The sequence below is a fragment of the Betaproteobacteria bacterium genome (genome assembly GCA_016791345.1).
Classification (GTDB): Bacteria; Pseudomonadota; Gammaproteobacteria; order Burkholderiales; family JAEUMW01; genus JAEUMW01.
On the sequence record JAEUMW010000292.1, the window covers coordinates 1 to 18,367 of the forward strand.

Consider the following 18,367-nt stretch of genomic DNA (forward strand, 5'->3'; position numbering starts at 1 on the left):
CTCGACCTCGGACTGCCCGATGGCGACGGCGTCGATTTCATCCGCGACCTGCGCGGGTGGAGCGGCGTGCCGGTGGTGGTGCTTTCCGCGCGCGCGGACGAGCAGGACAAGATCGATGCGCTCGATGCCGGCGCGGACGACTACCTGACCAAGCCGTTTGGCGTCGGCGAACTGCTGGCACGGGTGCGAGCCGCGCTGCGGCGGGTCGGTCGGCGCGGGGAGGCCGGTGAGACGGTGATCGAGTTCAGCGATGTCGCCGTCGATTTGGCAAACCGCATGGTGAAGCGCGCGGGAGAGGAACTGCATCTCACGCCGATCGAGTACCGGCTGCTGGCGCACCTCACCTCACAGCCAGGCAAGGTGCTGACGCATCGCCAGATTCTGCGCGAAGTCTGGGGGCCGTCGCACGTCGAGAGCAGCCACTATCTGCGCATCTACATGGGTCACCTGCGGCACAAGCTGGAGGCCGATCCGGCGCAGCCGCGTCATTTCATCACCGAGACCGGTATCGGCTATCGGTTCGTGCCGTAACGAACGCCGGCCGGAAGCTGCTAGTGCGTCCAGCCGAGGACGGTGGCTAAGTAGCCGGCAAGGCCACACGCCAGTATGACCGGGATCACGCCGAGTCTGAATCGAAACAGGGCGAGCAGCGCGCCGACTCCGATCAGGGCGGCCACCCATTCGAAGGCGCCCGCGAAGCCGGCCGGCCAGAGCACGTGATAGGCGAAGAAGGCGGCGAGGTTGACGATCACCCCGACGACTGCGGCAGTGATGCCGGTGAGTGGAGCGGTGAAGTGCAGATTTTCGTGAGTCGTCTCCACGAGCGGGCCACCCAGCAGGATGAACACGAAAGACGGCAGGAAGGTGAAGAGCGTGGCCACGGTGGCACCTGCCACGCCACCTGCGAAGAGCCCGTTCGGGCCGAACACCTCCTTCCCCCACGCACCGACGAATCCCACGAAGGCGACGACCATGATGAGCGGGCCGGGGGTCGTCTCGCCGAGCGCGAGGCCGTCGATCATCTGCGTGGCGTTGAGCCACTGGTGGTGCTCCACCGCGCCCTGATAGACGTAGGGCAGCACCGCGTAAGCGCCGCCGAAGGTGAGCAGCGCCGCCTTCGTGAAGAACCATCCCATCTGGATGAGCACGCCTTGCGCACCCGCGGCCGCGGCAAGCGATGCCATGGCCGCCGCCCAGATGGCCAGGCCTGTCGCGAGCGTGCGCACGAAGCGCGCGCGCGTGAACCGTGCGTGCTCCGGGGTCGGCGTATCGTCGTCGATGAGCGCCGGTCCGTATGTCGTTCGGGTACTCCCGTGGCCGCCGCCGATCCGGAATCTCTCGGGGGCGATGCGACCGCCGACGTAACCGATCGCGCCGGCAGCCAGCACGATGGCGGGAAACGGGGCGTTGAGCGCGAAGATGGCGACAAACGCCGCGGCGGCAATCAGCCACAGGACGGCATTGCGGAGCACCCGCGAGCCTATGCGATACGCGGCGAACACGACGATGGCCGTGACCGCGGGCTTGATTCCGTAGAGAACACCCGCGACCGCCGGTACGTTTCCGAACGCCATGTAGAGCCACGACAGCGCAATCAGGACGACGAGCGACGGCAGCACGAACAGCCCTCCGGCGACAATACCGCCCGCCGTCCGATGCATGAGCCAGCCGATGTAGGTTGCAAGCTGCTGGGCTTCCGGCCCGGGCAGCAGCATGCAGTAATTCAGCGCATGCAGAAAACGCTTCTCCGAAATCCAGCGCCGGCGCTCGACCAGTTCCTGATGCATGATGGCGATCTGCCCTGCGGGCCCGCCGAAGCTGATCAATCCGAGCCTGAGCCAGAAGCGGAATGCCTCCGCGAAGGACACGGGGGTGCGCTTCATCGCATGGTTTCCGGATGCCAGCCGTGTGTTTCTGCCTGGGCGTGTCGACACCATGCATAGAGCGCGTCATAGAGCACCATGCCCTCCGAGAGCATCTCGAGATCGTCGGGATAGTTTCGCGAGAGTCCGAGGGACACGGCAAGGAGGCCGGGGGACTGCGGTGTCAGTTCCGGCTTCCCGGTATCCGCGCCGCGGACGATGACCGCAAGCTGGTGCAGAGCTGGCTCGATCAGGCCGAAGGCCCGCAGCAGCGTGTCGAAGCTGCAGAACTCCGCATCGTGCTCGATGGCGCCACCGGGGATGTCGAAGGCGACAGCGCCCCTCGCTTCTGCGACTGCAAAGACATCCGGGGTCGGCACATAGTAAAACTCGGCACGCGGGTCGATGAACCGACGTATCAGCCACGGACATGCGATCCGGTCGATCTTCGGCCGCTCGCGCGTGACCCAGCGAGACGGCCCCTCCGACGGCACGCCCAACGCCGGGTTCTTCTTGATCAGAGGCGCACCTGCTTCGCGCCAAGCTTCAATGCCGCCGTCGAGAACGCGCGCTGCATAGCCCAGCTCGCGCACGCGCTCGGCGGCTCCTCGACTGATGTCACGACCGTGCGCGCCATAGCAAACGATCTCGGTGCCAGGGGAAGCTTGCCCCGCAAACTCCGCGAAGGCATCCGGGGCACATCGAAGCGCACCGGCAACCATTCTGGAATCGGCATCGAATGCCAGCGGTTGACGAACATCGACAACCAAAGGCCAGTGGCGTGTACCCAGACGTGCGATGAGTGCGGGAACGGATAGAAAGACGGTGTCCATGGTTTCCTCCAGGTAACGGTACAGGGCTTGGACGGGACACCGTCTTGGGAAGGCCGGGAGCCTGTATCCCGACACGGGTGAAAGGTAGCGGGTAATCGAGCTCGCGTCAAACTGCTGGGCCGCGAGTCGGCGTGGCGTATCTTGTTCAGTCGACCAACCTTTCTTCGGCGGGGCAATCGCGATCGTGGTGTCGGGTGAACGGCCCAACGAGTAGTTCTGGATCGCAGGCGCGCTGATGGGGGCGGGGTGTGGCTGTACATGGCCGAGCAACACGAGCACAGGCACGTCCATGCGCCGCAAGTGCACGATCATCCGCAAGTGCACGACGAGCATCACCGGCACGCCCACGCATTTCCGTGGGCCGGCGTGGAGCCGCACGCGCACCGACACGCACACGAGCTGCTCGCGCACCGCCATCCCCACTACCCGGACCTCCATCACCGGCACGGACACTCTGACCCGGCGTAGCAACGCGCAGCCGATCAGCCGGGCAGCGGATTCGATCTCTCAGAGTGCTCGCTGAAAGTGAGGCACGGGACGCAGACTGGCGGCAAGTGAACACTTGGCTCCGTATAATTTGGGCCGCGGAAAAACGGAAAGGCTACGGGGACGGTGGATTACAAGGGGGCGATGCAGCGAGCGGTAGCGATCGTGATGCTGGCGGTGTTCGCCGTGCTGTTTGGCTGCGATGCAGGAGCGGACAAGGAAGCAGCGGCTCGCCCCACTGTCGACGGTGACCGGATCGTCTTTCCCCAGGACAGCCCTCAGCTCGGCGCTATCCTGACCGAGGCGGCAAATCCGGCGGGCACCAGTCTGCTGCGGCTACCGGGCCGGCTGGCGTGGGACGAGGATCGGACCGTTCGCATCTTTCCCGCCTTCGCGGGACGGGTCGTGCAGATCTACGTCAAGCCGGGTGACGTGGTGGCCAGCGGGCAGATGCTCGCACGGCTCGCCTCCCCGGACTTTGGACAGGCGCAGGCCGACGCCCGAAAAGCCGCCAGTGACTTCGCCTTGGCAGAGAAGAACCTTGCTAGGGTGCGCGAGCTTGCAGAAGGAGGTGTCGCGCCGCTACGGGAATTGCAGGCGGCCGAGAGCGAACATCTGCGCACCCAGGCGGAGCTCGCACGGGCCAGCGGTCGGGTACGACTCTACGGCGACACCGCACGGTCGGTCGACAACAGCTTTGCGCTGAAGAGTCCCATCGCGGGCACGGTGGTCGAGCGGAGCATCAATCCGGGCCAGGAATTGCGTCCCGATCTGATGCTCGGGAATGGACCGCCGATGTTCGTCATCACCGACCCGTCGCGGCTATGGGTCTTCCTCGATGCGACCGAACACGACTTGCCCTACCTCAAAGCCGGCGAGACCCTGGCGCTGCGCTCCGACGCCTACCCAGGAGAGACCTTTACCGCCCACATCGAAGCGATTTCGCACGCCGTCGATCGCGAGACGCGCACGATCAAGGTTCGCGGCACCCTGGCCAACCCGGAGGACAAACTGAAAGGCGAGATGTACGTCACCGCCGAGATCGCCTCGGCTCCGGCCAAGGGGGTGGTGGTTGCTGCGAAAGCGGTGTTTCTGCAAGGAAGCAGGCATTTCGTCTTCGTCGAAGAAGAGCGCGGCCGCTACGCTCGGCGCGAAGTGCAGATCGGGGCGGAAAGCGGCGGCACCTTGGTCATCACCGATGGTCTGCGGGATAGACAGCGCGTCGTCGTCGACGGCAATCTCTTCCTGCAGCAGATCCTGCAGTCGAAGGGACCCGCGTGATGCCTGCGGTCGCGGCGGCCGCCGACGGTTTGGCCGCGTAGCTCGCCATGATCGAGCGGATCGTTCACTTCTCCCTCCGGCAGCCGCTCTTCATCCTGCTCGGGATGGTCGTCTTCATCGGCAGCGCCATAGCGGCCTTCCTGTCGCTGCCGATCGAGGCGTTCCCCGACGTAACGGATACCCAGGTGAACGTCATATCGCTCTTCCCCGGGCGGGCCGCGGAAGAGGTCGAACGCCAGGTCACGATTCCCCTCGAAGTCGTGCTGGCGGGAATTCCGAACTCGGTGCGAATGTTCTCGCACACCCAGTTCGGCCTGTCCTTCATCATCCTAACCTTCAACGACAAGGCCGACCCCTACTTCGCGCGGCAGCAGGTCGTGGAGCGGCTGCGCGAGGCGGACCTGCCACAAGGGGTCCACCCGGAGCTCGCACCCCTCTCGACCCCCATCGGCGAGGTGTACCGATACACGTTGACGTCGGACACGGCGGATTCGCGCGAGCTGCGCATGCTGCAGGACTGGGTGGTCGTGCGCCAGCTCAAGCTGATTCCGGGCGTTGCCGACGTGGTCAGTCTCGGTGGCCTGATCAAGCAGTACGAGGTCAACCCCGACCTCGCCCGGATGCGCGACCACAATGTCACGCTGCAGCAACTCTTCGATGCGCTCGCGCGGGGCAACGCGAACGCCGGCGGCAGTTCGACGGAGCAGGGCCGGCAGCAGTATCTGATTCGGGGAATCGGACTGCTGCGCTCGGCGGACGACATCGGCAACGTCGTCGTCGCCGAGCGCTCGGGCGTACCGGTTCTGGTCAGGCACATCGCCGATGTCACGATCGGTAACGTGCCCCGACAGGGCATCGTGGGCAAGGACGAAGACGACGACGTCACGAGCGGCATCGTCCTCATGCGCAAAGGCGAGAACCCATCGCTCGTCCTCGCACAAGTCAAGGCACGGGTGGCGCAAATCAACGAGTCCATGCTGCCGAAACACGTGAAGATCGAGCCGTTCTACGACCGCACCTGGCTCATCGCCAAGACGCTGAGGACCGTCTTCACCAACCTGGTCGAAGGCGCCCTGCTGGTAACGGCAGTGCTGGTGTTGTTCCTCGGCAATCTGCGCGCGGCCTTCATCGTCGCGCTGATCATTCCGCTGTCGCTGCTCGCGACCTTCCTCGGGCTCACGTTCGTCGGCATCCCCGCGAACCTGCTGTCGCTCGGTGCGATGGACTTCGGCATCATCGTCGATGGCGCGGTCATCGTCGTCGAGAACGTCTTCCGCCAGCTTTCGGAGGGTATCGACGATCGCGTGCCGCGGCTGCAGAAGATCCTCGCTGCAACGGTCGAGGTGGGTCGGCCGACGCTGTTCTCGATGCTGATCATCATCTCGGCGCACATTCCGATCTTCACGCTGCAGCGGCACGAAGGCCGCATTTTCGCGCCCATGGCCTGGTCGGTCACCTCGGCACTGGTCGGTTCGCTGATCTTCTCCCTCACGCTGGTTCCACTCCTCTGCCTCAAGCTTCTCCCCAGGGTCCTGCCGCACCGCGAGAATGCCCTGGTGCGATTTCTGAAGCGCACTTACCTGCCGACGCTGCGATGGGCGCTTTCGCGCCCCCGTCTCGTGATCGGTGCCGCGGTCGTCGCACTCGTGGCGAGCGTCGCCGTGTCACCAAAGCTGGGTACCGAATTCCTGCCGGAGTTGAACGAGGGCTCGATCTGGATCAATGCCCCGTTTCCGCCGTCCGTATCGGTGACCGAAGCGAAGGAGCTGACGCGGCGCGTCCGCACGGCGATCGGCGGCATTCCGGAGGTGAACGTCGTCATGTCGAAGGCGGGCCGCCCGGAAGATGGCACGGATCCCAAGCTCATCAACATGGCCGAGTTTCTAGTCGACCTCAAGCCGGAGAGGGAGTGGCGCAAGGGTGTGACCAAGCGCCGGCTGCTGGACGAGATGGAGGCGACACTCGCCGCCATTCCCGGCATGGAGCCCTCCTTTTCGCAGCCGATCCGCGACAACGTGCTGGAATCGATCTCGCAGATCGACGGCCAGATCGTGATCAAGATATTCGGGGACAACCTCACGACGTTGCGCGAACTGTCGGAAAAGACCTTGCATGCGATCCGCGACGTGCGCGGCGTGCGGCGCGCGTTCATCGACCGGCTCGGCGAGCTGCCCCAGGTCCTGATCGAGATCGACCGGGCGGCGGCGGCGCGCTATGGCCTCAACGTCGGCGACATCGAGGACGTGATCGAGACGGCATTGGGCGGCGCGACCGCAACCCAGCTCTGGGAGGGCGAGCGGCGGTTCGCGGTGGTCGTGCGGCTCAAAGAGCCGGAGCGCGCGGTGTCGCGACTGCAGGACGTATTGGTGAGCACCGCCTCGGGCGCCTACGTGCCGCTCGCGCAAGTCGCCAATTTCCGCAGTGTCGGCGGCAGCATGAACATCAGCCGCGAGAACGGCCGGCGGGTGCAATCCATCGGGATCTTCATCCGCGATCGCGACATGGGCAGCGTCGTCGCCGACATGAAGCAGCGCGTCGCCGCGCAGGTGCTGTTGCCACCCGGCTATTCCATGGCCTGGTCCGGTGAGTTCGAGAACCAAGAACGGGCCATGGCGCGGCTTGCGATCATCGTGCCGCTCTCGATACTGCTGATCTTTCTGCTGCTCTTCGACGCCTTCAAGTCGTTCCGCAGCGCGCTGCTGATCCTGATCAACATCCCGTTTGCGATGATCGGGGGGATCTTTGCTTTGTTGTTGACAGGGATTCCGCTGTCCGTGTCCGCGGCGATCGGCTTCATTGCCTTGTTCGGACAGGCGGTGCTCAACGGCGTGGTCATGGTCGCACTCTTCAACCAGTTGCGAAACGCTGGCGCGACGCCGCTCGATGCGGTGATCCGCGGCTCGCTCACGCGGATGCGCACTGTACTCATGACAGGTCTGCTCGCCATGCTCGGGTTGCTCCCGATGGCGATCTCGCACGCGATCGGTTCGGAAACGCAGAGGCCGCTGGCAGTGGTGGTGATCGGCGGCCTGGTTTCGGCCACGATCCTGACGCTGATCGTGTTACCGACGTTGTACCTGGTGGTTCAAGAGCGCTTCCCTGCCAGGGTAGGGATTGCACTGAGGTAATGTCCGTGCAGTGGCGAGGGAGCTATCCCTCTGGCGCGCGCACCTCGATCCCTCTCGCGGCAAGCGCATCCCGCAGCACCCGCGCGAATCGGACTGCGTTCGGTTGATCACCGTGCAGGCAGACCGTCTCGGCCGTCACGCCGACCTTTGCGCCGGCAGCTGTGCACACCTCGCTGCGCTCCGCCATCGAGAGCGCCTGCGCCACCGCTGCCGATTCGTCCGCGATGAGCGCGTGCGGCTCGCCGCGCGGGACGAGCGTGCCGTCGGCGCGGTAGGCACGATCGGCGAACACCTCGGACACCGCGCGCACACCCAGCCGCGCAGCGGCCGCAATCATGGCGCTGCCCGCGAGTGCGTACAGCAGCACGCCGCCGAGATCTTTCACCGCGCGGGCAATGGCGTCTGCCAGCACGTCGTCCTTCGCCGCCATGTTGTAGAGCGCGCCATGCGCCTTGACGTGATGGAGTCGCGCCCCCGCCGCGCGTGCGAACGCCTCGAGCGCACCCGCCTGATAGAGCACGAGGTCATGGCACTCCCGGGCGGAGATCCTCATCTCGCGACGGCCGAAGCCTTGCAGGTCGGGCAGCGAGACGTGCGCGCCGATGGCCACCCCGTGCTCGACCGCGAGCGCAACCGTATGGCGCAGCGTCGACGGGTCGCCGGCGTGAAAACCGCACGCGATGTTCGCCGACGAGACCAGCGGCATCAGCGCGCGATCGTCGCCCATGGTCCAGGCACCGTAGCTCTCGCCCATGTCGCAGTTGAGATCAATCGTCCGCATCGCCGTACTCCCACAGAATCCCTTGCACCACGCGATCGACCCGGCTGGCGAGCGTCTCGCGCGCTGCATCCGCCTCCGCGAGCGTCGCCCGCGTGAAACGCACCCTGGCGCCGGGGGCAAGTTGCGCGACGCGCGGCACATCGGCCGCGATGACTTCCGCCATGCGCGGGTAGCCGCCGGTGGTCTGATGGTCCGCCATCAGCACGATCGGCTGTCCGGCCGGCGGGACCTGGACCGTCCCGCGGCCGGTCGCTTGCGAGAGGACATCCGCGGGCTGCGCCAGCGCGAGATGCGGTCCGGTAAGACACAGTCCCATGCGATTCGAGTCGGGCGCGATGCGCCAGTGTTCACTGTAGAAGCGTTCACGCGAAGCCGCATCGAACAACTCCGCATGCATGCCCGGCAGCGCGCGGATCGCGCAGTCCTCATGCTCGGGCAAGGTCAAGTCGGGTGCAAGCCAGCGCACCGTCCGCCAATACGGGCCGGCGCGCGCGTGCCGGCGGCAGGTGATGCGCGAGAAGCGTTGCCGGGCGAGCTCTACGGCATGCGGCGCGAGCGGGACCTCGGCGCCGCGCGCGAGCGTGCGCCCGCGCCAGCCGCCGAATGCCCCCGCGAGGTACGTGCTGCGGCTGCCGAGCACCGGTGCCACGTCGAGCCCTCCGGCCACCGCGAGATAGCCGAAGCAGCCGCGCGCGGCGCGCCCGAGGCGCAGGCGCGTGCCGGCCGGCAGCAGCACCGGACGTGAGCGCGGCAGCGGCGCGCCGTCGATCACGGCGGCGCAGTGCGCGCCATGCAGGGCGATGAGCGCGTCGCACTCGAAAAGCAGTTCCGGGCCGAGCAAGGCGAACTCGAGGGTGGCCAGGTCCGCATGGTTGCCGACGAGCGCGTTCGCGATGCGGTGTGAGACCGGGTCGACCGCGCCGCCGGGGACGACGCCGAGATGCTGGTGTCCGGGGCGGCCGAGGTCCTGGATCGTCGCCAGCACGCCGGGCCGCAGTACCCGCAGGGTCATCCCGGGCGCTCGCGCACGATGCGCTCGAATTCCGCGGCGGTGATCGGCGTGAAGACAACGGCATCCCCGGCTTCGAGCAGGGTCGCCGGCACGCGCGCGGGATCGAACAGCACGAGCGGCGTGCGCCCGATCACGTTCCAGCCACCGGGGGTGGCGAACGGATAGATCGACGTTTGCAGGTTCGCGATGGCGACCGATCCGGGCTCGACGCGATGCCGCGGAGAACCGCGGCGCGGCATGGCGAGTCGCGCATCGAGGCCGCCCACGTACGCATGGCCGGGGGCGAAGCCGATCATGAGCACGCAGTGCTTCGAGCTCGCGTGAAGTTCGACCACCTCGCGCGGGGCGAGCCCGGCATGGGCGGCGACTTCCGGCAGGTCCACCGCGTGCGGCGGCTCGTAGCACACCGGAATTTCGACCGTGCGCGCGGAAGGATGCGCACCTTCGCTGGTAACGAGATCCAGCGCTTCGCCGAGCGCGCGTTCCAGGGCGGCGCGCCGCTCGACCGCCTCACGCTGCGTGCGGGCGTCGAAGTATACGGTCACCGTCGTCAGGGCCGGGACCACGTCGGCGACGCCCTGCAGGCTGCGCGAGCGGATCTCGCGGGCGATGCGAAAAGCGCGGCGGTTCGCGTCAAAGTCCAGCGTATCGGCGAGCGTGAGCACGACGGCGCTGTCGCCGAGTGTGGCGATCCACGGCGCGCTGCCGCCCTCAGACGCAGGCCCCGTGTCCTGCTCGCCCGGCTTGGACATGATGGTTGCTCCGCCGTCCCGGTGGGCGACGCTGGGTGTCGATGCAGGCGAGGCTGCTTGCTACCACGCCGGCGGCAAAGGCCGCTTGATGAGGATCTGGCGATCCCGCACTTCGACGTAACCGCCCTGCGTCAGGTCCTTGAGAAGCCGCGTCACCATCTCGCGCGAGCTGCCGACGCGCTCGGCGATCTCCTGGTGCGTCAGTCTCTCGGCGACGATCCGCTGTCCGTCGCGTTCCACGGCAAGCTCGTTCAAGAGCCGCGTCACGCGGCCATAGACGTCGAGGAGCGCGAGGTTCTTCACGCTCGCCGTTGCGCGTCGCGCGCGCCGTATGACCTTTGCAAGGATCTCGAACGCCGTGTCCGGATTGCTGGCGATGTGCTCGCGCAGGGCGTCGCGCGTGATGACAGCGCAGGTCGTCGGTTCGAGGGTGATGACGGAGGCGGAGCGCGGGCCGCCGTCGAGCGCCATTTCGCCGACGAACTCGCCCGGACCGTGGATGTCGAGCACGATTTCGCGCTGATCGTCGCCGGTGGCGTAGACCTTTACCCGGCCGGACAGAATGACGAAGAGGGTGTCACCGTGGTCCCCTTCCTGCAGGATGACCACGCCCTTGCGGACGTTCTGGATGCGACCGCGCCGCACGAGCTCGTCGTGGGCGTGAAGCGCAGGTGGCGCACCGTGGGCGACGGCGGGCGCCTTGTCATGGATCGGAACGATATTCGTCGGCTCCCGACCAGCAGGATTCCACGTGCCACTCGGACGCGGGGCGCTCGCGCGGGTGGCGGGGATGACGAGCGCTCCGTGCGCAGTGTAAGGCGGCCGATGCCGCCACACAACACGCGTCGCCGCCCCGGAAGCCCGCGCGGCATGCCTGCAGGCCGCGCTTCGGGGCAGGACGCGACGGGCGAAAGACCGCGAGTTATCCTGCCTGCGGCCGGTCGGCGCCGAGTCCGAGCCGGGCGCCCTTCAGCGCTGCCTGCGTGCGCGTCCCGACATCGAGGGCGCGCAGAATCGCGGACACGTGGCATTTCACGGTGCCCTCGGCGAGATTGAGTTCACGGCAGATGAGCTTGTTGGGTTTGCCCTGCACGATGAGGCGCAGCACATCCATCTGCCTTTGCGTGAGCCCGAGGCTGCGTGCCGACGGCGGCCGACTGGCGACAACATGCCCCGCGTCCGGATGCAGGCTTTCACGTGTGATGGGGGTGATCTCTGCGCTCGCCGGCGTGGCCGATGGACGCAGGTGGATGACGCGATGGGCCCAGGGACCGTCGATGCGTTCCATCTCGCGCAGTCCGATGGCGCGCAGGGTTTCGTCGGAATGATCGGAAAGGAAGAGCACCACGACCGGGCTCGATGGGTAGCGCTCGCGCAGGGCGTCAGCCAGCGACAACCGTTCGGCGCCGCGCGGCAGGCCGACATCGGCCTCGGGCAGGGCGCCGGGGTGTCGCACTTCGGCGTGCGTACGCGTCGCAACGGGTCGTGTGGCATCGAAGCTCGACGGGGACACCCCACCGAGCAGCGCATCGATCTCCGGCACGGCGAGTTTGGTCGAGATGGCGTTCATCTGAAGTCCTCCGCAGCTCCTGGTCGACCCCACCGGCCGGCCTGGAATGAAGCGTACGGGAGCCCCCCTGCGGCAGGTCGTGAATAGTTCCGCACGCTTACGTAAAAATTACCGGGCGACAGAGTGCTTCCGACGTCCGGAGGCTCAAGCTGGCCGTGCCAGGGAGGAGCGGGCTGCAGGCAGCGGCGCGTGCCGGCTGTGGCGCGCTTCGACCTCGTTTGCGGAGAAAGCAGCGATCCGGTCGATCAGGACGAAGCCGCAGACATCGCCCGCGGGCTCGACGCGTTTCGCTCCGTCTCGTGCTCCGCCGCTCTGTCCTGCCCGGCACGGAGCGCAGGCTCGAACCACGACAGCGTTTCGTGCAGGGCGACCACAGCGCCGACGATGATGAGACAGGGCGGCGCAACCGCGCTTTCCGCGGCGTGCGCTGGCAGCGTCGCGAGCGTTGCGGTGACCACCCGTTGTTGCGCCGTCGTGCCCTGCTCCACCACGGCTGCCGGCGTCGCATCCGGCAGGCCGTGCGCGATGAGCTGTCTACAGATCTCCGCCAGCCCTGCCAGTCCCATGTAGATCACGATCGTCTGCCGCGGTCTCGCCAGGGCGGCCCAGTCAAGGTTGACGCTGCCGTCCTTGAGATGCCCGGTCACGAAAATGCAGGCCTGCGCGTGGTCGCGGTGCGTGAGCGGGATACCGGTACAACAGGAGACGCCGGAGGCGGCGGTCACGCCGGGCACCACCTCGAAGGGGATCCCGGCCTGCGCGAGCGCTTCGAGTTCCTCACCGCCGCGGCCGAAGATGAAGGGGTCGCCACCCTTGAGCCGCACCACCTGCTTGCCGCTGCGGGCAAGCCCCACCAGGAGGCGGTTGATGTCCGCCTGGTGCATGCTGTGGTTGGCGGCTTCCTTGCCGGCATAGACGAGCTGCACCCGACCCGGGACGAGTTCGAGGATCGCGGTCCCGACGAGATGGTCGTACACGACCACATCGGCCTGCTGCAGCGCTTTCAGCGCGGCGATCGTCAGCAGATCCGGATGGCCCGGCCCGGCGCCCACCAGGCGCACCTTGCCGACACGCTTCAACTCGAGCAGCGAGACTGTGTGGTCCAAGGAATTCTCCTCTCCTGACGCCGCAACTCTAGCCACGACCGTGCCCGGAAAAACTTGATACGCATCAAAGATCAGAAAGTTCGCGGCGGCGCATGCTTCGCGAGCGCACGAAACGGCTTCCAGTTGGGAGAGGGGAAAAATGAAGAACACGAGTATCAAGGTACTGTCGGGGGTGGCGCTGCTTGCGCTTCCGCTCACTATCAGCACGCTGCATGCGGACGACAAGACGAAAGCGCCGGAGAAGCTTCCCGACGCGCCGCCTGGGGTGACCACCGAGGAGCTCAAGTACCAGGCCGGCGGATCGCCGCTCGCCGGGGTTCAGATGCACCAGGACGTCAATCCGAAAGCGCCGCAGATGACGCAAGAGGAATTCGACAAGGCGAGAGGCATCTACTTCCAGCGCTGCGCCGGCTGTCATGGCGTGCTCCGCAAGGGGGCGACCGGCAAGCCTCTTACCCCCGACATCACGCTTCCCAAAGGCACTGACTACCTCAAGGTGTTCATTGCCTACGGATCACCCGCCGGCATGCCGAACTGGCAGACCTCGGGCGAATTGACCGAGAAGGAAGTGGACATGATGGCCCGCTACGTCCAGCAGACGCCTCCCCAGCCCCCCGAGTGGGGTATGAAGGAGATGAAGGAGACTTGGAAGGTGGTCGTGCCGCCCGAGCAGCGCCCGAAGAAGAAGATGAACAAGTACAACATCAACAACATCTTCTCGACCACCCTGCGCGACGCCGGTGAGATAGCGCTGATCGACGGTGACACCAAGGAGATCATCAACATCATCAAGACCGGCTACGCGGTGCACATCTCGCGCATGTCGGCGTCGGGCCGCTATCTGTACGTGATCGGCCGCGACGGCAAGATCAACCTGATCGACCTGTGGATGGAGAAGCCGGACACTGTCGCGGAACTCCGCATCGGACTGGAAGCGCGCTCGGTCGACACCTCGAAGTTCAAGGGCTACGAGGACAAGCTCGCCGTGGCCGGTGCCTACTGGCCGCCGCAGTACGTGATCATGGACGGCGACACCCTGGAGCCGCTCAAGATCATGGCCACCCGCGGCATGACCGTGGATGACCAGGAATACCATCCCGAGCCGCGCGTCGCATCGATCGTCGCATCGCACTTCAAGCCCGAGTTCGTCGTCAACGTGAAGGAAACCGGCAAGACGCTGCTGGTCGACTACACCGACGTGATGCAGCCCACGGTCAAGGAAATTCCGACTGCGAAGTTCCTGCACGACGGCGGGCTCGACAGCACGCACCGCTATTTCATGGTCGCCGCCAACCAGTCCAACAAGATCGCCGCCGTCGACCTGAAAGAAGGCAAGCTGGTGAAGCTCATCGACGTCGGCAAGATTCCACACCCCGGGCGCGGCGCCAACTTCGTCCATCCCAAGTACGGGCCGGTCTGGGCGACGAGCCACCTCGGTTCGGAAGAGGTCAGCCTCATCGGCACCGATCCCAAGGGTCATCCGCAGCACGCCTGGAAGGTGGTCGAGGTGCTGAAGGGCCAGGGTGGCGGTTCGCTCTTCATCAAGACCCACCCGAAGTCGAAGCATCTGTACGTCGATACGCCGCTCAATCCAGACGGCAAGATCAGCCAGTCGGTGGCGGTGTTCGACATCAACAACCTCCAGGGCGGCTTCAAGGTGCTGCCGATCGCGGAATGGGCCGGTGTTGGCGAGGGTGCGAAGCGGGTGGTGCAGCCCGAGTACAACAAGGCCGGTGACGAGGTCTGGTTCTCCGTGTGGAGCGCCAAGAATCAGGAATCGGCGCTGGTCGTGGTGGACGACAAGACGCTGCAACTCAAGAAGGTGATCAAGGACCCGAAGCTCATCACCCCGACCGGGCACTTCAACGTCTACAACACCCAGCACGATGTCTACTAACAACGCAGAGGGGGATTGCACAATGAAGCTACTGCACGTTGCCATCGCGGCCTCGGCCGCCGCCGTCTTCGCAGCCGAAGCCTTTGCCGCCATGGACGACGCGGCGGCAAACGCCGCGATGAGCAAGGCCGGCTGTATGGCCTGTCACGCGGTCGACAAGAAGCTCGTCGGACCATCCTTCCAGGAGGTCGCGAAGAAGTACAAGGGCGACGCCAAGGCGGTCGCGACGCTGACCGAAAAAGTGCGCAAGGGCGGCGCCGGCAACTGGGGGCAGATCCCGATGCCGCCGAACCCCGCGGACAAGATCAGTGACGCGGATCTCAAGAGCGTCGTGGAGTGGATTCTCACGAAATAGAGAGCCCGCTTTTTCTCGGTGATCTTCCATGCGCCGGGCACGGTTTCGTGTCCGGCGTTTTTTTCGTGCGCAGAAGCGAAACCTTGAGTTGCATCAAGACCCGGTCCGCCCAGGCAGCCGATGATGCGCTTTCCATGAGTAAACTGGACAGAGGTTTCTCCCATCCGCGCCGTCTGCCGGTGCTGCTTGCACTCGCCGCTGCAGCGGGACCGTTTGCCTTCCCGGCGCAGGCCGGGAGCGGAGTCGTTCCGCCGACCGCGGAACGCCGCAGCGAACTCGTGCGGCTGGTGCGGCAGGACTGTGGCTCGTGCCACGGCATGACCATGAAAGGCGGGCTGGGACCGGCGTTGACGCCCGCCGCCTTGCAGTCGCGGCCGGCGGACGGGCTGGCTGCCACGATTCTTCACGGTCGCCCGGGCACCGCGATGCCGCCGTGGCAGGACTTCATCTCGGCGAGCGAAGCGGCCTGGATCGTAGAACAACTGCAGCGGGGCCTGCCCGATGGACATTAGACGCGGCCTGGCCGGCTTGGCCGCCGTGCTCGTGCTGGCCGCCTGCGCCGGGCGCGAGGTCGCGCCGCCGCCGGCGGAAGCCGGTGTCGTGATCGAGCGCGCCAGCGGCAGCGTGCAGGTGCTGGACCCGGCCCGGCGCGTGAGCGTCGTTCGCGTCACCGATCTCGGCGATCTGTCCCACGCCGCGGTCGTTTTCTCCAGCGACGCGCGCTACGCGTATGTCTTCGGGCGCGACGGCGGACTCAGCAAGATCGACATGAATGCGCGCGCGACCGTCGCGCGCACCGTCCAGGCCGGCAACTCGATCGGCGGGGCCATCTCCCGCGATGGCCGGCTCGTCGCGGTCGCCAACTACGAGCCCGGTGGCATCAAGATCTTCGACGCGCAGACGCTCGCACTGCTCGCCGAGGTGCCTTCCGCGTACGGGGCGGACGGCAAGCGCGCGAAGGTGGTCGGCATCGCCGACGCGCCCGGCAATCGCTTCGTCTTCAGCCTCTTCGAGGCGGGCGAAATCTGGATCGTCGATGCGTCCGATCCCCGGCAGCCGCAGGTGACGAAATTTCGCAACGTGGGCAAGGAACCCTACGACGCGCTCATCACGCCCGACGGGCGCTGGTACATCGCCGGACTCTTCGGCGAGGACGGGCTGGTGTTGCTCGACATGAACGATCCGGACGCGGGCCCCCGGCGCATCCTTGACGGCTACGGCCGCGGCACCGAGAAACTGCCGGTGTACAAGATGCCGCACCTGCGCGGCTGGGCGCTGGCCGGCGGCTATGCCTTCCTTCCCGCCGTCGGCCGGCACGAAGTGCTGGTGGTGGATGCGACGACGTGGCAGCCGGTCGCGACCATCCCGGTGCGCGGCCAGCCGGTGTTCGTCATGGCGCGCCCGGACGGTCGCCAGGTGTGGGTGAACTTCGCCTTTCCCGGCAACGACCAGGTGCAGGTGATCGACGTGTCGAAGCTCGCGGTGATCGAATCGCTCACACCGGGCAAGGCCGTGCTGCACATGGAGTTCACGACCGCGGGCGACGAGGTGTGGATTTCCGCGCGCGACGACAACCGCATCGTCGTCTACGATACGAAGACGTTCGGCCGCGTCGCGGAATTGCCTGCGCAGAGTCCGAGCGGCATCTTCTTCACCTGGCGCGCGCAAAAGATCGGGCTATGAAGCGACTCGGGTTCAGCCTGCTCAACGGCTTCCAGCGCGGTTTTCCGCTGGTGTCGGAACCCTTTCAGCTGATTGCCGGGCGGCTCGGGACAAGTGAGAAGGAGGTGCTGCGCGTGCTGCGCGAACTGCAGGCGCGTGGCGCGGTGAGCCGGATCGGCGCGGTGTTCGCACCGAACCGGATAGGCGCCGGAGCACTGGCAGCGATCGCTGTTGCGCCGGAGCGGCTGGAGGAGGTGGCTGCACGTGTCAGCGCCCATCCCGGGGTGAATCACAATTACGAGCGCGAGCATCGTTTCAACCTGTGGTTCGTGGTCACGGCCGCTTCGCGCACCGCGCTCGGCGTCCTGCTCGACCGGATCGAAGCCGAAGCCGGCCTCCCCGTGATCCGGCTGCGGCTCCTGGAGGAGTTTCACATCGATCTCGGATTCGATCTCGGCGGTCGCGGCAAGGCGGAGGGCGAGGTCTGTCCGGCGCATGCCGACATGGCCTGTCAGCTGCCCCAGATGGGGCGCACGCTGTTGACCGCACTGCAGGATGGGCTCGAGATCGTGCCGCGGCCCTATGCCGTGCTCGCGCAGCGCGCCGGGCTGACGGAAGCCATGGTGCTCGAACTGATCGAGGACTGGCTCGCCACCGGCCTGATCAAGCGCTTCGGCGTCATCGTGCGCCATCGCGAGCTCGGCTATCAGGCCAATGCCATGTGCGTGTGGGACGTGCCCGATGACATCGTGCACGCGCTCGGCGCCAAGCTCGCCCGCGAACCGCTGGTGACTCTGTGCTACCGGCGCACGCGGGTGCTGCCGGAGTGGCCGTACAATCTCTTCTGCATGGTGCACGGCCGGCGCCGCGTCGATGTCGAGCGGGAGATCGAGGCGATCCGCGCCCGCTGTGGCCTCACGCGGTATCCCTCGGCGGTGCTCTTCTCGCTGCGCTGCTTCAAGCAGCGCGGGGCCCGCTATCTCGATGCGGCCCGCGAGCCGGAGCCCGCGCATGGCTAGGGCGCCGGATGCGACGGACCGCCGCATCGTCAACGCCCTGCAGGGCGGCTTCCCGCTCGTGGACGAACCGTTCCGCGCCGCCGCGGCGAACCTCGGGCTCGCCGAGGCGGAACTCATCGCCCGCATCGAGCGCATGCTGAAAGAGAAGATCCTCACGCGCTTCGGGCCGATGTACCACGTCGAGCGCATGGGCGGCGCGTTCGTGCTCGCGGCGCTCGCCGTGCCGGAGGCCGACTTCGAGCGCGTCGCCGAACAGGTGAACGCGCTGCCGGAGGTGGCACACAATTATCGCCGCGAGCACCGGCTCAACATGTGGTTCGTGCTCGCGACCGAGACACCCGGCGGGATCGAGGCCGCCATCGCGCGCATCGAGCGCGAGACGGGGCTGCCGGTCTTCGCGTTTCCGAAGGAGCGCGAGTACTTCGTGGAGATGAAGCTCTCGGCATGACGACGGTGGACGCGGCCGACCGCAATCTGATCGTCGCGACGCAGGCCGGGCTGCCGCTCGCGCCGCGCCCGTATGCCGAACTCGCGCACCGACTCGGCACGACCGAGACGGACGTGCGCACGCGCCTCCAGCGCATGCTGGACGAAGGCGTGATCCGCCGCATCGGCGTCGTGCC

Annotated in this window: 18 protein-coding genes; 10 read left to right on the forward strand and 8 right to left on the reverse strand. The window is 66.6% G+C overall.

Going from position 1 to position 18,367, the window contains the following annotated elements:
• Positions 1-531, forward strand: a 531-nt coding sequence (locus JNK68_11645; GenBank protein ID MBL8541008.1) for a winged helix-turn-helix domain-containing protein, incomplete at its 5' end; no start/stop codon positions are given.
• Positions 532-551: 20 nt separating this feature from the next.
• Here the strand turns inward: JNK68_11645 and chrA are convergent.
• Positions 552-1,883 (reverse strand): chromate efflux transporter, encoded by a 1,332-nt coding sequence (gene chrA, locus JNK68_11650; GenBank protein ID MBL8541009.1) that lies wholly within the window; start codon positions 1,881-1,883, stop codon positions 552-554.
• Positions 1,880-2,695 (reverse strand): chromate resistance protein, encoded by an 816-nt coding sequence (locus JNK68_11655; protein MBL8541010.1) that lies wholly within the window; start codon positions 2,693-2,695, stop codon positions 1,880-1,882. The genes chrA and JNK68_11655 overlap by 4 nt, the downstream gene beginning before the upstream one ends.
• A gap of 612 nt (positions 2,696-3,307) precedes the next feature.
• Here JNK68_11655 and JNK68_11660 point away from each other — a divergent pair.
• Entirely contained in the window at positions 3,308-4,462 is a 1,155-nt protein-coding gene (locus tag JNK68_11660; protein ID MBL8541011.1) for an efflux RND transporter periplasmic adaptor subunit, read from the forward strand.
• A gap of 47 nt (positions 4,463-4,509) precedes the next feature.
• Positions 4,510-7,590 carry an efflux RND transporter permease subunit gene (locus JNK68_11665; GenBank protein MBL8541012.1) on the forward strand — a complete coding sequence of 1,027 codons (3,081 nt, stop codon included), beginning with the start codon at positions 4,510-4,512 and terminating at the stop codon, positions 7,588-7,590.
• A gap of 22 nt (positions 7,591-7,612) precedes the next feature.
• Here JNK68_11665 and JNK68_11670 read toward each other — a convergent pair whose 3' ends face one another.
• From JNK68_11670 to cobA, 6 genes are all read right to left on the reverse strand, one after another.
• Complete coding sequence (locus JNK68_11670) at positions 7,613-8,371, reverse strand: LamB/YcsF family protein (GenBank protein ID MBL8541013.1); 759 nt, start codon at positions 8,369-8,371, stop codon at positions 7,613-7,615.
• On the reverse strand, positions 8,358-9,383 hold the full coding sequence (locus JNK68_11675) for a biotin-dependent carboxyltransferase family protein (GenBank protein ID MBL8541014.1): 1,026 nt from the start codon (positions 9,381-9,383) through the stop codon (positions 8,358-8,360). Before JNK68_11675 ends, JNK68_11670 begins: the two co-directional genes overlap by 14 nt.
• Positions 9,380-10,135, reverse strand: coding sequence for a 5-oxoprolinase subunit PxpB (pxpB, locus tag JNK68_11680; protein ID MBL8541015.1), 756 nt, complete (start codon positions 10,133-10,135; stop codon positions 9,380-9,382). The genes JNK68_11675 and pxpB overlap by 4 nt, the downstream gene beginning before the upstream one ends.
• Before the next feature lie 60 nt (positions 10,136-10,195).
• The gene (locus JNK68_11685) at positions 10,196-10,855 is read right to left on the reverse strand and encodes a Crp/Fnr family transcriptional regulator (protein ID MBL8541016.1); all 660 of its coding nucleotides are present in this window, start codon (positions 10,853-10,855) and stop codon (positions 10,196-10,198) included.
• Positions 10,856-11,057: 202 nt separating this feature from the next.
• Positions 11,058-11,705, reverse strand: a complete 648-nt coding sequence (locus JNK68_11690; GenBank protein ID MBL8541017.1) for a response regulator transcription factor — start codon at positions 11,703-11,705, stop codon at positions 11,058-11,060.
• 245 nt (positions 11,706-11,950) lie between these two features.
• A complete protein-coding gene (cobA, locus tag JNK68_11695; protein ID MBL8541018.1) occupies positions 11,951-13,036 on the reverse strand; it encodes a uroporphyrinogen-III C-methyltransferase in 1,086 nt (361 codons plus the stop codon).
• On the opposite strand from cobA, the gene JNK68_11700 reads away from it, so the two are divergent.
• The 7 genes from JNK68_11700 to JNK68_11730 form a co-directional block, all read left to right on the forward strand.
• On the forward strand, positions 12,951-14,708 hold the full coding sequence (locus JNK68_11700; GenBank protein ID MBL8541019.1) for a c-type cytochrome: 1,758 nt from the start codon (positions 12,951-12,953) through the stop codon (positions 14,706-14,708). The genes cobA and JNK68_11700 overlap by 86 nt on opposite strands.
• A 22-nt stretch (positions 14,709-14,730) precedes the next feature.
• Positions 14,731-15,063, forward strand: a complete 333-nt coding sequence (locus tag JNK68_11705; protein ID MBL8541020.1) for a c-type cytochrome — start codon at positions 14,731-14,733, stop codon at positions 15,061-15,063.
• Positions 15,064-15,197: 134 nt separating this feature from the next.
• The gene (locus JNK68_11710; GenBank protein MBL8541021.1) at positions 15,198-15,575 is read left to right on the forward strand and encodes a cytochrome c; all 378 of its coding nucleotides are present in this window, start codon (positions 15,198-15,200) and stop codon (positions 15,573-15,575) included.
• Complete coding sequence (locus tag JNK68_11715; GenBank protein MBL8541022.1) at positions 15,565-16,746, forward strand: protein nirF; 1,182 nt, start codon at positions 15,565-15,567, stop codon at positions 16,744-16,746. The genes JNK68_11710 and JNK68_11715 overlap by 11 nt, the downstream gene beginning before the upstream one ends.
• Positions 16,743-17,744, forward strand: coding sequence for an Lrp/AsnC family transcriptional regulator (locus JNK68_11720; GenBank protein MBL8541023.1), 1,002 nt, complete (start codon positions 16,743-16,745; stop codon positions 17,742-17,744). Before JNK68_11715 ends, JNK68_11720 begins: the two co-directional genes overlap by 4 nt.
• The gene (locus JNK68_11725) at positions 17,710-18,192 is read left to right on the forward strand and encodes an AsnC family transcriptional regulator (GenBank protein MBL8541024.1); all 483 of its coding nucleotides are present in this window, start codon (positions 17,710-17,712) and stop codon (positions 18,190-18,192) included. The genes JNK68_11720 and JNK68_11725 overlap by 35 nt, the downstream gene beginning before the upstream one ends.
• Positions 18,189-18,367, forward strand: a 179-nt coding sequence (locus tag JNK68_11730) for an Lrp/AsnC family transcriptional regulator (protein ID MBL8541025.1), incomplete at its 3' end; no start/stop codon positions are given. The genes JNK68_11725 and JNK68_11730, both read left to right, overlap by 4 nt.